The sequence below is a fragment of the Streptomyces sp. CB00455 genome (assembly GCF_001905445.1).
In the GTDB taxonomy this organism is placed as follows: domain Bacteria; phylum Actinomycetota; class Actinomycetes; order Streptomycetales; family Streptomycetaceae; genus Streptomyces.
On record NZ_LIVQ01000010.1, the window covers coordinates 111,789 to 126,269 of the forward strand.

The 14,481-nt window shown below is 74.8% G+C and carries 8 protein-coding genes and 1 pseudogene; 7 read left to right on the forward strand and 2 right to left on the reverse strand.

Annotated features, from left to right (window positions below; all coding sequences use genetic code 11):
• The first annotated feature begins 10 nt into the window (after positions 1-10).
• The 7 genes and pseudogenes from AMK16_RS30275 to AMK16_RS30305 form a co-directional block, all read left to right on the forward strand.
• Positions 11-979, forward strand: coding sequence for an ornithine carbamoyltransferase (locus tag AMK16_RS30275; RefSeq protein ID WP_073920613.1), 969 nt, complete (start codon positions 11-13; stop codon positions 977-979).
• The gene (locus AMK16_RS30280) at positions 976-2,379 is read left to right on the forward strand and encodes an MFS transporter (RefSeq protein WP_079191844.1); all 1,404 of its coding nucleotides are present in this window, start codon (positions 976-978) and stop codon (positions 2,377-2,379) included. The genes AMK16_RS30275 and AMK16_RS30280 overlap by 4 nt, the downstream gene beginning before the upstream one ends.
• Positions 2,376-3,353 carry a TauD/TfdA family dioxygenase gene (locus AMK16_RS30285; protein WP_073920524.1) on the forward strand — a complete coding sequence of 326 codons (978 nt, stop codon included), beginning with the start codon at positions 2,376-2,378 and terminating at the stop codon, positions 3,351-3,353. The genes AMK16_RS30280 and AMK16_RS30285 overlap by 4 nt, the downstream gene beginning before the upstream one ends.
• A 3-nt stretch (positions 3,354-3,356) precedes the next feature.
• The gene (locus AMK16_RS30290; RefSeq protein WP_073920525.1) at positions 3,357-4,136 is read left to right on the forward strand and encodes a thioesterase II family protein; all 780 of its coding nucleotides are present in this window, start codon (positions 3,357-3,359) and stop codon (positions 4,134-4,136) included.
• Positions 4,129-10,113 carry a non-ribosomal peptide synthetase gene (locus AMK16_RS30295; protein ID WP_073920526.1) on the forward strand — a complete coding sequence of 1,995 codons (5,985 nt, stop codon included), beginning with the start codon at positions 4,129-4,131 and terminating at the stop codon, positions 10,111-10,113. The genes AMK16_RS30290 and AMK16_RS30295 overlap by 8 nt, the downstream gene beginning before the upstream one ends.
• Entirely contained in the window at positions 10,113-10,523 is a 411-nt protein-coding gene (locus AMK16_RS30300) for a hypothetical protein (protein ID WP_073920527.1), read from the forward strand. Before AMK16_RS30295 ends, AMK16_RS30300 begins: the two co-directional genes overlap by 1 nt.
• Positions 10,524-10,649: 126 nt before the next feature.
• Positions 10,650-11,576, forward strand: a pseudogene (locus AMK16_RS30305) (hydroxyacid dehydrogenase); the annotation flags it as partial.
• A 242-nt stretch (positions 11,577-11,818) separates the two neighbouring features.
• Here the strand turns inward: AMK16_RS30305 and AMK16_RS30310 are convergent.
• Positions 11,819-13,726 carry an FtsX-like permease family protein gene (locus AMK16_RS30310; RefSeq protein WP_073920529.1) on the reverse strand — a complete coding sequence of 636 codons (1,908 nt, stop codon included), beginning with the start codon at positions 13,724-13,726 and terminating at the stop codon, positions 11,819-11,821.
• Complete coding sequence (locus tag AMK16_RS30315; protein WP_073920530.1) at positions 13,720-14,457, reverse strand: ABC transporter ATP-binding protein; 738 nt, start codon at positions 14,455-14,457, stop codon at positions 13,720-13,722. The genes AMK16_RS30310 and AMK16_RS30315 overlap by 7 nt, the downstream gene beginning before the upstream one ends.
• Positions 14,458-14,481 lie beyond the last annotated feature (24 nt).

The following is a 14,481-nucleotide window of genomic DNA, read 5'->3' on the forward strand; positions in this document are numbered from 1 at the left end:
GGAGGACACCGTGTCAGCCCGACACCTCATCTCCCTCGACGACCTCACCGACGCCGAGCTGTACGCCGTGGTCGAGCGGGGCGCCGCCTTCTCCGCGGGCGCCGACGCCCACCGCGACCCGCTCCGCGGTCTGGTCACCGGCGTGTACTTCCGCAAGACCTCGACCCGTACCCGCACCGCCTTCTCGGCGGGGGTGCTGCGGCTGGGCGGCACGATCATCACGTACGGAGCCGACGACCTCCAGCTGAACACCGGCGAGAGCACCGAGGACACCGGCCGGGTCTTCTCCCGGATGCTCGACGTGCTGGTCGCCCGGACCGCGGGCGACCCCGCCGAGATGCGCGGCTGGGCGGCCCAGCCGCGGATGTCCGTGGTCAACGCCATGAGCGCCGAGGAACACCCCACCCAGGGCCTCACCGACCTGACCACCCTGCTCGGGCGCTTCGGCCGCGTCGAGGACCTGCGCGTGCTGTACGTCGGCGAGGGCAACAACACCGCCGCCGCGCTGGCCCTGGGACTGACCCGCTACCGGGGCACCACCCTGGAGCTGCGCACCCCGCCCGGCTACGGCCTCGACCCGGACGTCCGGATGCGGGCCCGGGCCCACGCCCGGGCCCACGGCTCCACCGTGACCGAGCACCACCACATGCGGGACCTGCCGGCCGGCTTCGACGCCGTCTACACCTCCCGCTGGCAGACCACCGGGAGCACCAAGGCCGACGCCGACTGGCGGGAGCGCTTCGCCCCCTTCCAGGTCACCGCCGCCCTGTGGGAGGGCAGCCCCGAAGCGGTCTTCCTGCACGACCTGCCCGCCCACCGCGGCGAGGAGGTGACCGCCGAGGTGCTCGACGGGCCGCACAGCATCGCCTTCCAGCAGGCCGAGAACAAGATGCACAGCGCCATGGCGGTCCTGGAGTGGTGCGCCGCCGGCGCGTCCGCCCGGACGGCGCGCGAGGCCCGAGGGGCGCGAGCGGCATGACCCTCCTCGAAGAACGCCCCGCCCCGGACGCGCCGCGCAGCCCCGCGGTACCGCTGCGCCGCAACCGCGACTTCCTGCTCCTGTGGACCGGCGCCGGATTCTCGCTGCTCGGCGTACAGGCCGCCCAGGCCGCGTACCCGCTGCTGATGATCTGGCAGGGCTCGGTCGCCGGAGCCGGCCTGGTGGGCTTCGCCGCGATGCTGCCCCACCTGCTGGTGCAACTCCCGGCCGGCGCCCTGGTGGACCGCTGGGACCGGCGCAAGCTGATGATCGTCTGCGATCTCGTCGGCCTGTTCGCCATGGGCAGCGTGGCCGTCGCCCTGGCCACCGGAAGGCTGTGGCTGCCGCACGTGATGGCCGCCGCCTTCCTGGAGGGCGCCGCGTTCGTCTTCTACCGGCTCGCCGAGCGCGCGGCCGTGCGCAACGTGGTCCACCCCGCCCACCTGCCGGCGGCGCTCTCCCAGAACGAGGCCCGCAGCCAGGTCGCCGGGCTGCTGGGACAGCCGGCCGGGGTCGCGCTGTTCGCCCTCACCCGGTGGCTGCCGTTCGGCGTCACCGCCCTCGCCCACCTGCTGGCCCTGGGATGCCTGCTGTTCATCCGCCGGGAACTCCAGGAGGAGCGCGCGGAGCGGACCGCCGGTCTGAGGGCCGAGGTGTCCGAAGGCGTCGCCTGGGTGTGGCGCCAGAAGTTCATGCGCGCCGCCGTCGCCCTGGTCGCCGGCAGCAACCTGCTCTTCCAGATCCTCAACCTCTCCCTGGTACTCATCTTCAAGGAGGCCGGGCATTCGCCCGCGCTGCTCGGCGTCCTGGGGCTGATGGAGGGGGTGGGCGGCGCCCTCGGCGCCCTCAGCGCCTCCTGGTGGCTGGCACGGGTGGCCCCCTCGACCCTGCTGATCAGCGCCTTCGCGCTGTGGGCGGCGCTGATGGCCCCCGTGGCGTTCCTCTCGAACCCGTTCGCCCTGGGCGCGCTGTGCGGCGGCATGGCCTTCGCCGGCTCCTTGATGAACGTGGCCGCCGGGGTCCACCAGATGCGGATCACCCCCGACGAGATGCAGGGCCGCGTCAGCAGCGTGTTCATGCTCATGGCCTCCGGGATGAACTCGACGGGCGCCCTGGTCGGAGGCCTCCTGCTGGCCGCCTTCGCCACCTCCACCACGGTGCTCGGCATCTCCGCCGCCATGGCCCTGATGGCCGTACTGGCCGCGGTGAACCCCGCGGTCCGGGCCGCCGGCCGGGAGGACGCCGACTCCGGACCGGCTGCCGGACCCGCCGCCCCCGCCTCCCTCACCCCCACGGCGCAAACCCCCACCGCGCAAACCCCCACGGCGCAAACCCCCACCGCCCCTGCTCCCACCGCATCCGGCTCCGACACGAGCGACGAGAAGGTCGACCCGTCATGACGACAACCCAGCCCGAACAGACCCGCACCCTGCCGCTCGTCCTGGAACACGACGGGACCCACCCCTCCCTCACCGCCCGCATCGACGCCGAACGCGCCCGTATCCGGGCCGCCCTGCGCGAGCACGGCGCGGTCCTGCTGCGCGGCTTCCCGCTGGAGGGCGTCGACGGCTTCGACGCCACCGTCAGGGCCCTGTCGGGCGCACCGCTCGCCTACTCCGAGCGTTCCTCGCCGCGCTCCACCATCAAGGGCAACGTCTACACCTCGACGGACTACCCGCCGGACGAGGAGATCTTCCTGCACAACGAGAACTCCTACCAGTCGTCCTGGCCGCGCCTGCTCTACTTCTGCTGCATCGCCGAGCCGGACACCCTGGGCGCCACCCCGCTCGCCGACACCCGCCGCATCCTGGAGCTCGTCCACCCCGACGTGCGCGAGGAGTTCACCCGCCGGCGCTGGATGGCCACCCGCACCTTCCACCCCCGCTTCGGCATCCCGTGGGAGTCCGTCTTCAACACCGACGACCGGGCCGAGGTCGAGCGCCTCGCCCGCTCCAAGGACCTCGCACTGCAATGGCTGCCCGGCGGCGGCATGCGCACCCGGGCCGTACGCGACGCCGTGCACCGCCACCCGGAGACGGGCGAGGAGGTGTGGTTCAACCACATCACCTTCTTCCACCACACCACCCTGCCCGCCGAGGTGCGCGAGGGGCTCCTGGAACTGTTCGGCGAGGAGGAGCTGCCGAGCAACACCTACTACGGCGACGGCGGCCGCATCCCCGACGACGTCCTGGACCACCTGCGCTCCTGCTACCGCCGGGCGAGCGTCCGTTTCGACTGGCGCCGCGACGACGTCCTGGTCGTGGACAACATGCTCGCCGCGCACGGCCGCGAGCCCTTCACGGGCCCCCGCAAGATCGCCGTCGCCATGGCCGAGCCCCACACGCCCCCGGCCGCCTCCGGCACGGAGGACTGAACCGTGCCGGTCCTCAAGACCCCGACGGCCTCCGCCTGGCTGCGCGTCTTCGCCCCCCGGCCCGCCGCCCGCATGCGCCTGTACTGCTTCCCCCACGCAGGCGGCGGCGCCAGCTCCTTCCGCGACCTCGCCGAGGCCGCCCCGCCGGAACTCGAAGTCGTCGTCGTGCAGTACCCGGGGCGCCAGGACCGGTTCGACGAACCCCCGGTCACCGACATGGCCGTCATGCTCCGCGAGCTCACCCGCGCCATCGAGCCCGGCCTGGACCGGCCCGCCGCGTTCTTCGGCCACAGCATGGGCGCCACCCTCGCCTTCGAGACCGCCCGCCTGCTGCGCCCCCGCCACCCCGCCGCCGTGGTCCGCCTCTTCGCCTCGGCCCGCAAGGCCCCCCACATCGACACCCGCGCCCGGCTGCCGCTCCCCGACGACGACGCCGTCATGGAGTACGTACGGGGGCTGGGCGGGACCGGCGCCGGACTGCTGGAGATCCCCGAACTGCGCGAGCTGACCCTGCCCACCCTGCGCGGGGACTTCGAGCTCCTCACCGCCCACCGCTACGCCCCCGGCGCCCCCCTCACCTGCCCGCTCACCGTGGTCACCGGGGCCGACGACGCCTCCTGCACCTCGCGGGACGCCGCCGAATGGGCCCGCCACACCGTCGCCGGACACGAGGTCCACACCTTTCCCGGCGGCCACTTCTACCTCGAAGGGCGGGCCGGCGAACTCATGGACTTCCTCACCGGCCGGCTCGGCCTCGACCCTGCTGGAGACCGTCATGCCTGAGCAGTTCCCGCACCAGCGCCTGCCCCTCTCGGCCGCCCAGACCGGGCTCTGGTTCGCCCACCAGCTCGACGACACGGGCCGCGACTACAACGTGGGCGAGTACTTCGCCATCGAGGGGCCCGTCGACCACGCCCTCATGGAGCGGGCCTGGCACATGCTCCTGCTGGAGACCGACACCCTGCGCGTGCGCACCATCGCCCAGGACGACGACGGCACCCTGTGGCAGTACCTCGACGACACACTGCCTCCCCTGCCCGCACCCGACTTCAGCGCCGAGGCAGACCCGGTCGCCGCCGCCGAGGCCTGGATGCGGGCCGACCTCAACCGGCCCGTCGACCTGACCGCCGGCGGCCTCACCACCTTCGCCCTCGTCAAGGTCGCCGAGAACCGCTTCCTGTACTTCCAGCGCTTCCACCACCTCGTCGTCGACGGCATGGCCGGAGCCATGGTCGGACGCCGCATCGCCGAGCTCTACAGCAGCCTCGCCGAGGACCGCGCCCCCGAGCCGTGCACCTTCCCCCCGCTGGCCGAGGCACTGGAGGAGGACGCCCGCTACCGGGCCTCCGAGGAGGTCGCGGCCGACCGCGCCCACTGGGCCGGGCGGCTCGCCTCGATCCCGGCCCCCGTCCCCCTGCCCGGCACCCCCCAGGGCGCGGCGAGCGCCGCCGAACTGGCCGCCGGCGCATCCTCCTTCATCCGCCGCACCCGCACCGTCGGGCAGGGCCAGGCCGACCGGATCGCCGACACCGCGCGCGCCGCCCGTACCCGCCGCCCGGTCCTCCTGATCGCGGCCGTGGCCGCCTACCTGTCCCGGATGACCGGCCAGAGCGACGTCGTCCTCGGCCTGCCCGTCACCGGCCGCGTCGGCAAGACCGTACGCCGCACCCCCTGCCACGCCTCCACCGTCATGCCCCTGCACATCCGCGTCGAGCCCGGCGAGAGCCTGGAGGACCTCGTCCCGCGCGTCTCCGCAGAGGTCCGCGACATCGTTCGCCACCAAGGCTGCCGCTACGAGGACCTGCGGCGCGAACTGGGCCTGACCGGAACCGACATGGGCATCATCGGGCCCGTCGTCAACATCATGGCCTTCGACTACCAGCTCTCCTTCGGCGGCCACCCGGCCACCGCCCACAACATCTCCCTCGGCCCCGTCGAAGGTCTCGCGCTCGCCGTGTACGACCGCTCCGACGGCAACGGCCTGCGCCTGGACTTCGACGCCGACCCCGCCCAGTACTGCGCCGCCGAGGTCGCCTCCTACCAGGACCGCTTCGTCGCCTTCCTGAACGCCGTGGTCGCCGAACCCCAGCGGCCCCTCGACACCGTCGCCCTCCTCGACATCGCCGAACGCCTGACCCTCACCGAGACGTGGAACGACACCGCCCGGCCGGTGGAGCCCGCCACCATCGCCGCTCTCTTCGAAGCCCAGGCTCGCCGGAGCCCCGAGCGGATCGCCGTCGCCGACGACACCGGCGAGCTGACCTACGCCGAGCTGGGCGCACGCGCCAACCGCCTCGCCCACCACCTCATCGCCGCCGGCGCCGGCCCCGAGACCACCGTCGCGCTGGCCCTGCCGCGCTCCGCCCTCTGGCTGACCGCCCTGCTCGCCGTCTCCAAGGCCGGCGGCGCCTACCTCTCGGTCGACGCCAACTACCCGCCCGAGCGCATCGCGTACATGATCGAGGACGCCCGGCCCGTCTGCGCCGTCACCACCACCGAGACCGCCGGCGCCATCCCCCCCGGCTGCCCCCACGTGGTCCTGGACGAGCCCGCCACCCGCGCCGCCCTCGGCGCCCGCAGCTCCGCCGACCCCACCGACGCGGACCGCAGCGCTCCGCTCTCCCCGGCCAACACCGCCTACGTCATCTACACCTCCGGCTCCACCGGCCGCCCCAAGGGCGTCGCCGTCACCCACACCGGCATCGCCTCCCTGATCGTCGCCCAGCGCGAGATCATGGGCCTCGACGACGACAGCCGGGTCCTGCAGTTCGCCTCGCCCAGCTTCGACGCCGCCACCTTCGAAGTCGTCGTCTCCGTCCTCGCCGGCGGCCGCCTCGTCCTCGCCCCCGCCGAACAGGTGCTGCCCGGCGAAGGCCTGATCGAACTCGTCGCCCGGCAGGGCATCACCCACCTCACCCTGCCCCCGGCGGGCCTGTCGGTCATCCCCGCCGACGCCCTGCCCACCGTGCGCACCCTCCTCGTCGCCGGCGAGGCATGCCCGCCCTCCCTCGTCGCCCGCTGGGCCCCCCGCGCCCGGATGCTCAACGGCTACGGACCCACCGAGACCACCGTCTGCACCACCATGAGCGCCCCGCTGACCGGCAGCGGCGTACCGCCCATCGGCCGGCCCATCGTCAACACCCGCGTCTACGTCCTCGACGAGCGCCTGCGCCCCGTACCGCCCGGCGTCCCCGGCGAGCTGTACGCCGCCGGCGCCGGCCTCGCCCGCGGCTACGCCGGCCGCCCCGGCCTGACCGCCGACCGCTTCGTGCCCTGCCCCTTCGGACCGCCCGGCGACCGCATGTACCGCACCGGCGACCTGGTGCGCTGGCACCCCGACGGCCACCTCGACTACATCGGCCGCAGCGACCACCAGGTCAAGATCCGCGGCTACCGCATCGAACCCGGCGAGATCGAGAGCGTCCTCGCCCGCCACCCCGCCGTCGCCCAGGCCATCGTCATCGCCCGCGAGGACCGCCCCGGCAGCCGCCGCCTCGTCGCCTACGCCGCCCCCGCCCCCGGCAGCGGCCCCCTCGACCCGGCCGCCCTGCGCGCCCACGCGGCCGAGACACTGCCCCCCTTCATGGTCCCCGCCGCCGTCGTCGTCCTCGACTCCCTGCCCCTGACCCCCAACGGCAAGGTCGACCGGGCCGCCCTGCCGGTACCCGACTTCACCGAGCAGAGCCCGGGCCGTACCCCCGTCACCGAGCGGGAGGAGATCCTCACCCGCCTCTTCCAGGAGGTCCTCGGCCTGGAGAAGGCCGGCGCCGACGCCTCCTTCTTCGAACTGGGCGGCGACAGCATCATGGCCATCCAGCTCGTCGCCCGCGCCCGCGAACACGGGCTGCGCCTGACCCCCTCCGAGGTCTTCAAGCTCCGCACGGTCGAGGCACTCGCCGTCGCCGCCCGCACCGACCACACCCCCACCACCTCCTGCGAACCCGCCACGGCCGCACTCGGCCCCGTACCGCTGCCGCCCGTCGCCCGCGACGTACTCGGCCGTGGCGGCACGGTCGACCGCTTCCACCAGGCCATGCTCCTCGCCCTGCCCGCGGACACCGACGACGAACTGCTCGCCGAGGCCCTGCACACCCTGCTCGACCACCACGACGCCCTGCGGGCCCGCCTCGAACGCGACCACCAGCGGCTCGTCGTCCCGCGCAAGGGCCTGCGCTACCCCGGCCTCCTCACCCGCACCGACATCACCGGACTCACCGGCGCCGGCCTCGACGACACCGTCCGGGCGGCCGCCGAAGCCGCCCGCGACGCCCTCGACCCGGTCGCCGGACGGATGGTGCGCGCCGTACGCTTCGACGCCGGCCCCGGCCTGCCCGGCCGGCTGCTGCTCGCCGTCCACCACCTGGTCGTGGACGGGGTCTCCTGGCGGATCCTGCTCCCCGACCTCAGAGCCGCCTACGAGGCCCTGGCCGCGGACCGCACCCCCACCCTGCCGCCCGTGACCACCTCCTACCGCACCTGGGCCAACCACCAGCTGCGCAGCGCACAGGCCGGCGCCCGGCGCGGCGAACTGGCCGCGTGGGAAGCCATGACCGACCTGCCGCAGCCCGGCATCGGAGCCCGCGCCATCGACCCGGCCACCGACACCGCCGCGACCGCCCGCCACATCAGGACCACCCTTCCCGCCCCCGTCACCGCCGCCCTCCTGGGCCCCGTCACCGCCGCGTTCCACGGCCAGATCGACGACATCCTCCTCACCGGCCTCGGACTGGCCATCGCCGAATGGCGCGGCCGCCGCGCCACCGCCGCCCCCGGCACCCCGCTCCTCGTCGACCGCGAACGCCACGGCCGCGCCGAGGGCAACGGCCTCGACCTGTCGCGGACCGTCGGCTGGTTCACCGCCGTCCACCCCGTCCGCATCGACACCGGCACCCCCGACTGGGCCGAGATCGCCGCCGGCGGCCCCGCGGTCGGCCGCACCGTCAAGGCCGTCAAGGAACAGATGCGCGCCGTCCCCGGCGACGGCCTCGGCCACGGCCCGCTGCGCCACCTCGACCCGGAGACCGCCGACCGGCTCGCCGCCCTGCCCACGCCCCGGGTGCTCTTCAACTACCTGGGCCGGCTGGGCAGCGCCACCGAGGACGCGCAGCCCTGGCAGCCGCTGCCCGGCGACGCGCTGCCCGACGGCGCCGACCCCGGCCTGCCGGCCGCCCACGCCCTGGAGGTCAACGTCCTCGCCAGGGACACCACCGACGGCCCCGAGCTGTACGCCGACTGGGGCGCCCCCGCCGGAGTCCTCGACCACGAGGCCCTGACGGAGCTCGCCGCCCTGTGGACCGAGGCCCTGCACGGCATCGCCGCGCACGCCGGAAGGCCCGGCGCGGGCGGCCGCACCCCCGGCGACTTCCCGCTGACCACGCTCAGCCAGCAGGACGTGGACACCCTGGAGGCCGCCGTCCCGGACCTGGCCGATGTCCTGCCCCTGACCCCGCTCCAGCAGGGCTTCCTCTTCCACGCCGCCGGCGCGGACGGCGAGGCCGACACCTACAACACCCAGGTCGCCTTCGACTTCGAGGGACCGCTCGACGCGGCCGCCCTGCGCGCGGCGGGCCAGGCCCTGCTCGACCGCCACCCCAACCTGCGGGCCGGCTTCCACCACGACGGGATCTCCGAGCCCGTCCAGACCGTCAGCGCCGCGGCCGTCCTGCCCTGGACGCAGCGCGACCTGACCGCCCTGCCCGCCGGCGAGCGCGAAGGGGCCGCGGCCCGCCTCGCCGAGCACGAACGCCTCCGCGGCTTCGACCTGGCCGCACCGCCGCTGCTGCGCCTGACCCTGGTCAAGCTGGCCCCCGAGCGGCACCGGCTGTTGCTGAGCACCCACCACATCGTGTGGGACGGCTGGTCCCTGCCCGTCGCCGCCCAGGAGCTGTTCGCCCTGTGGGGCGGCCGCGGCGCCACCCTGGCACCGGTCGCCCCGTACCGCGACTACCTGGGCTGGCTCGTCGCCCAGGACCAGGCCGCCGCCGAGGAGGCCTGGGCCGCCTACCTGGCGGGGGTCGAGGAGGCCACCCTCATCGCACCCGACGCGGCCGACCGGCCCGCCGTACCGCAGCAACAGGTCACCCACCTGCTGCCCGACACCCTCCTGGCCCGCCTCGCCGAGCGCGGACGCACCTACGGCGTCACCCTCAACACCCAGTACCAGACCGCGTGGGGCCTGGTCCTCGCCCACGCCACCGGTTCCCGGGACGTCGTCTTCGGCGCCACGGTCTCCGGCCGGCCGCCGGAGGTACCGGGCGTCGAGCGCATGATCGGCATGCTCTGCAACACCCTGCCGGTACGCGTGCGCACCGACGGCGACGAGCCGCTGCACGCGCTGCTGTCCCGGCTCCAGGCCGAGCAGGTCCGCCTGATGGCACACCACCACCTCGGCCTCTCCCGCGTCCAGCGGCTCACCACCGGCCGCGAACTGTTCGACACCACCACCATGCTGGTCAACTACCCCCTCGACACCGGGGCGCTCGCCGCCGCCGTCACAGGGCCCCGCCTCACGGGGCTGGCCGTCCACGACGCCACGCACTACCCGCTGCGGCTCATCGCCGTCCCCGTCGAGGGCGGGCTCGAACTGCGGCTGGGCCACCGCCCCGACATCTACGGCGCCGACGAGGCGCGGATCTTCCTGGAGCGCATGGTCCGCGCCCTGGAAGCCATGGCAGACGCCCCGGAACGGTCCGTGGGCTCCATCGAACTGATCTCGCAGGCCGAGCGGGACCAGGTCCTCATCCAGTGGGGTGGCTACTGATGCGCGACACCAAGACCCGGATCACCGCGATCGCAACCCTCGCCCTGCTCGCCGCCGCGCTCACCGGCTGCCAGGAGACCACCGGCGCCGACTCCTCCGCGCCCTACCCGTGCGGCCGTACCATCGCCTCCGCCGACCGGTTCGCCGGCTCCACGGGCGACATCGAGAAGGACCCCGAAGGGGTCGCCCGCAGCGCCAACGACCTCGCCGGCGAACTGCGCGACGCCGGGAAGAAGACCACCGACGCGGGCGTGCGCTCGGCCCTCGGCGAATTCGCCGACGTCTACGACGAGTTCGCCGGGCAGATCCGTACCTCCGACCCCAGCGGGGGCCGGGTCGCCGGACTGGAGAAGACCTTCACCAAGCTCGAAGCGGCCGGCGACCGCCTCGACCGCGCCTGCGCCGCCTGACCGCCTCGACGCCTGCCGGCCCCGGCCGCCCCGTGTCACCGCCCGGCCCGCCTCCCGCCCCACCGGGAGGCGGGCCCCGCCGGCCCCGCCCCGGCCCGCCCCCTCCTCCCCACGGAAGGACACCCCATGAGCGCACCCGTCGTCCTTATCACCGAACCGCTCGCCCCCTCGGCCGCCCGCGCCCTCGGCCCCGGCACGGACGTACGCCACGTCGACGGCACCGACCGCACGGCGCTGCTGGCCGCACTCGCCGACGCCGACGGCGTCCTGATCCGCAGCGCCACCCGGATGGACGCCGAGGCCATCGCAGCCGCCCCGCGCCTGAGGGCCATCGGCCGCGCCGGAGTCGGCGTCGACAACGTCGACCTGGAGGCGGCCACCCGGGCCGGGGTGAGCGTCGTCAACGCACCGGACGCCAACAGCGTCAGCGCCGCCGAACTCACCGTCGCCCTGCTGCTCGCCGTGGCCCGCCAGGTCCCGCGCGCCGACGCCTCGCTGCGCACCGGCTCCTGGCAGCGCTCCGCGTTCGCGGGCGTCGAGCTGTCGGGCAAGGTGCTCGGCGTCATCGGACTCGGCCGCATCGGCACCCTCGTCGCCCGCCGGCTGGCCGCCTTCGACATGCGGGTGCTGGCCTACGACCCGTACGCCGATCCGGGGCGGGCCGCGGAGGCCGGGGTGCGGCTGGTGGCCCTGGAGGAACTCCTCGACAGCGCCGACTTCCTCACCGTCCACCTGCCGCGCACCCCCCAGACCCTCGGTCTGCTGGGCTTCGAGGAGTTCCGCCGGATGAAACCGGGGGTGCGGATCGTCAACGCCGCCCGCGGCGGGATCGTCGACGAGAACGAGCTGTACGCCGCCCTCAAGGAGGGGCGGGTGGCCGGCGCGGGCCTCGACGTGTACGCCGTCGAACCCTGCACCGGATCCCCGCTGTTCACCCTGGACAACGTCGTGGCCACCCCCCATCTGGGGGCGTCCACCGCTGAGGCCCAGGACCGGGCCGGCGCGGACGCGGCCGACGCCGTACGCCGGGTCCTGGCGGGGGAGGGGGTCCCCACCGTCAACCACCCGCCGGCACCGGCCGGCCCCGTCATCATGGCGGCCTGAGCGGCCTGAGCGGCCTGAGCGGCCTGAGCGGACGGCGGACGAGCCGCGAACCGTGAGCCGCGAACGCGTACGCCCGCCCGGCGCCGGTGGTCCGGTGCCGGGCGGGCGTACGTACGGGCGTAGGGGCGGGCCTACGGCCGGGCCCCGCCGTCAGTGCGGCGCCGGGCGGCCGTCCCCCCGGGCCGGAGCCGTCACGCCGCCCCGGCCTTGGCCGGGCGCCCGCGCAGCACCACCGCCGCCGAGAGCACCGCCGCCGGCACCGCGACCACGGCGCAGGCCCCCGCCACCGCCCCCATCGCCGCCCACGGCAGCGACAGCGGAGCGGCGGAACCGATCAGCACCGACAGCGCCGACCACGTGCCGAGCACGTTGACGGCCGACGCCAGGACACCCAGCAGCGCCCCGGCCACCACGACCGCCGCAGCCTCGACCGCGACCAGCCGCAGCACCTGACCGCCCGTGGCACCGGTCAGCCGCAGCACCGACAGGTCCCGGCCCCGGTCGGAGGTCGCCGCGACCATCGTCCCCGCCAGCGCGATCATCGAGTACAGCAGCGCGAGCCCCAGCACCACGAACACCGCCAGCCGGTTCTCCCGCTTGGTCTCCGGCTGCGACGCGGCGATCCACTCCTCGGCGGTGGCCACCCGCGCCCCCTCGGCCCCGACGGCCGAACCCAGCGCCGCCGCGACCGCGGCCCGGTCGGCGCCCGGCTCCAGCCGGACCTCGACCCGGTCGGGCCGGGCCCCCGCTCCGTTGGCGGCGGTGACGTACGCCCCGTTGCTGCCGGTCCCCGTGCGCAGCACCGCGGCGACCTTCAGCGTGACCTGGGTGCCGTCCGCCCGCCAGACGTCGACCGGCTGCCCCACGGCCGTCACGGGCCACTCGTCGTTGACGACGATCGACCCGTCGTCCAGGTCCTTCACCGAACCGTCCACCAGCGGCAGCCGCGACAGCTCCGCGAACACCGCCGGATCCACCACCCGCGCCGGTTCCGGCGTCCGGACCAGCCCCTCGTAGAGGTACTCGACGGTGGTGGGCGCCGAGACGGCCGACCGCGTCCCGGGCACGGCCGCGGCGCGTACCGCCGCGTCCGAGAGCCCCTGGTCCGAGGTCACCACGAAGTCGGCGACCGTCCGGCTGCGCACCTCCTGCGCCTTGCCCTCGCCGACCGTGTCCGTCGAACCGAGCAGCGACCCGGCGAGCGCGACGCTCACCAGCACCGGAGCGGCGATCGCCGACGTACGCCGCACACCCGCGGCCGCGCTCTCGCGCACCAGCATCCCCACCGCCCCCCGCGTCCGCGCCAGCGGCCAGGCGACCAGCCGCACCAACGGTCCCGCGGCCAGCGGGGTCAGCAGCGCGAACGCGCCGATCAGCAGCATCGGCTGGGTGGTGTACGTCTTGCGCTTGAGCAGCTCCGTCGGATCGGAGACGACCTTCTGGACGAGCAGCAGCAGCCCCACCGCGAGCAGCAGCCCGCCGAACAGCCAGCGCCCGAGGGTCATGACCCGCTTGTCGACCGCCGCCTCGCGCAACACCTCGACCGCGCTGGTCCGAGCGGCCCGGCCCGACGCGGCCAGCGCGCCCGCCAGGGCGACCACCAGCCCGGTGCCGAAGGCCACCGCGTACGGCCAGACCTGGCCGCCCACCGTCAGCCAGGACGGCGCGAGCCCCTCCCCGGCCAGCCACTCCACCAGCGCGGGACCCCCCGCGCTGCCGATCAGGCAGCCCGCGGTGGCGGCGGGCAGGGCCACCACCGCCGCCTCGGCCACCACGGCGGTCCGCAGCTGCCGGGGCGTCGCCCCCGCCGTGCGCAGGAGCCCGAACTCGCGCTGCCTCTGGGCCACCGCGAAGGCGAACGCGGACGCCACGACGAACACCGAGGTGAAGGTGGTCACCGCCGCCGCCGTACCGAGCATGGCGTTGACCGTGAACACGGCCTCGGCGTCGCGGTCCCTCAGCTCCTGCGGGGCGTCCAGGGTCGCCGCGAGGGCGAGCCCCATCGAAGTCGTCAGCCCCACACCCAGCGCCACCGCCAGGAAGACGCCGACGAAGTGCGCCCACCGCGACCGGACCGAAGCCAGGACGACACTCAGCACGGGATCTCCTCGAGCATGGTCATGCGTTCGGCGATCTCCTGGGCCGTCGGCCGCACCAGCTCACCGCTGAGCCGGCCGTCGGCGAGGAAGACCACCCGGTCCGCGAAGGACGCTGCCACCGGATCGTGCGTCACCATCACCACGGTCTGCCCCGCCCGGTCCACCAGGGAGCGCAGCAGGCCAAGGACCTCACGCCCCGTCGAGGAGTCCAGGGCGCCGGTCGGCTCGTCGCCGAACAGCACGTCGGGCCGCGTGATCAGGGCGCGGGCGAGCGCCACCCGCTGCTGCTGGCCGCCGGACATCTCCGAGGGCCGGTGGTGCGCCCGGTCCGCGAGCCCGACCCGGCCGAGCGCCTCCCGCACCGCCTCGCGGGCGGGCTTGCGGCCTGCGAGGCGCAGCGGCAGCATGACGTTCTGCTCCGCGGTCAGCATCGGAAGCAGGTTGAACTGCTGGAAGACGAAACCGATCCGGTCGCGGCGGAGCAGGGTCAGGGCCGTCTCGGACAGACCGGTCAGCTCCGTGCCGCCGAGCACGACGGAACCCGAGTCGGGCCGGTCGAGTCCCGCCGCGCACTGCAGGAGCGTCGACTTCCCGGATCCCGAGGGGCCCATGATCGCGGTGAATGTACCGGCGGGCAGGGTCAGTGAGACCCCGCCCAGTGCCGTGACCGCGTGGTCGCCGGCTCCGTAGGTCTTGGTCACCGACGTCAGCACGACTGCGTCGTTGCTCATATTCCTCTGTCTCTCGTGGGTGGT

Bases quoted from the DNA above. Each gene is read 5' to 3' on its own strand.
- AMK16_RS30280 (WP_079191844.1), top strand. From the start codon at position 976: ATGACCCTCCTCGAAGAACGCCCCGCCCCGGACGCGCCGCGCAGCCCC.
- AMK16_RS30285 (WP_073920524.1), top strand. From the start codon at position 2,376: ATGACGACAACCCAGCCCGAACAGACCCGCACCCTGCCGCTCGTCCTG.
- AMK16_RS30295 (WP_073920526.1), top strand. From the start codon at position 4,129: ATGCCTGAGCAGTTCCCGCACCAGCGCCTGCCCCTCTCGGCCGCCCAG.
- AMK16_RS30300 (WP_073920527.1), top strand. From the start codon at position 10,113: ATGCGCGACACCAAGACCCGGATCACCGCGATCGCAACCCTCGCCCTG.
- AMK16_RS30315 (WP_073920530.1), bottom strand. From the start codon at position 14,457: ATGAGCAACGACGCAGTCGTGCTGACGTCGGTGACCAAGACCTACGGA.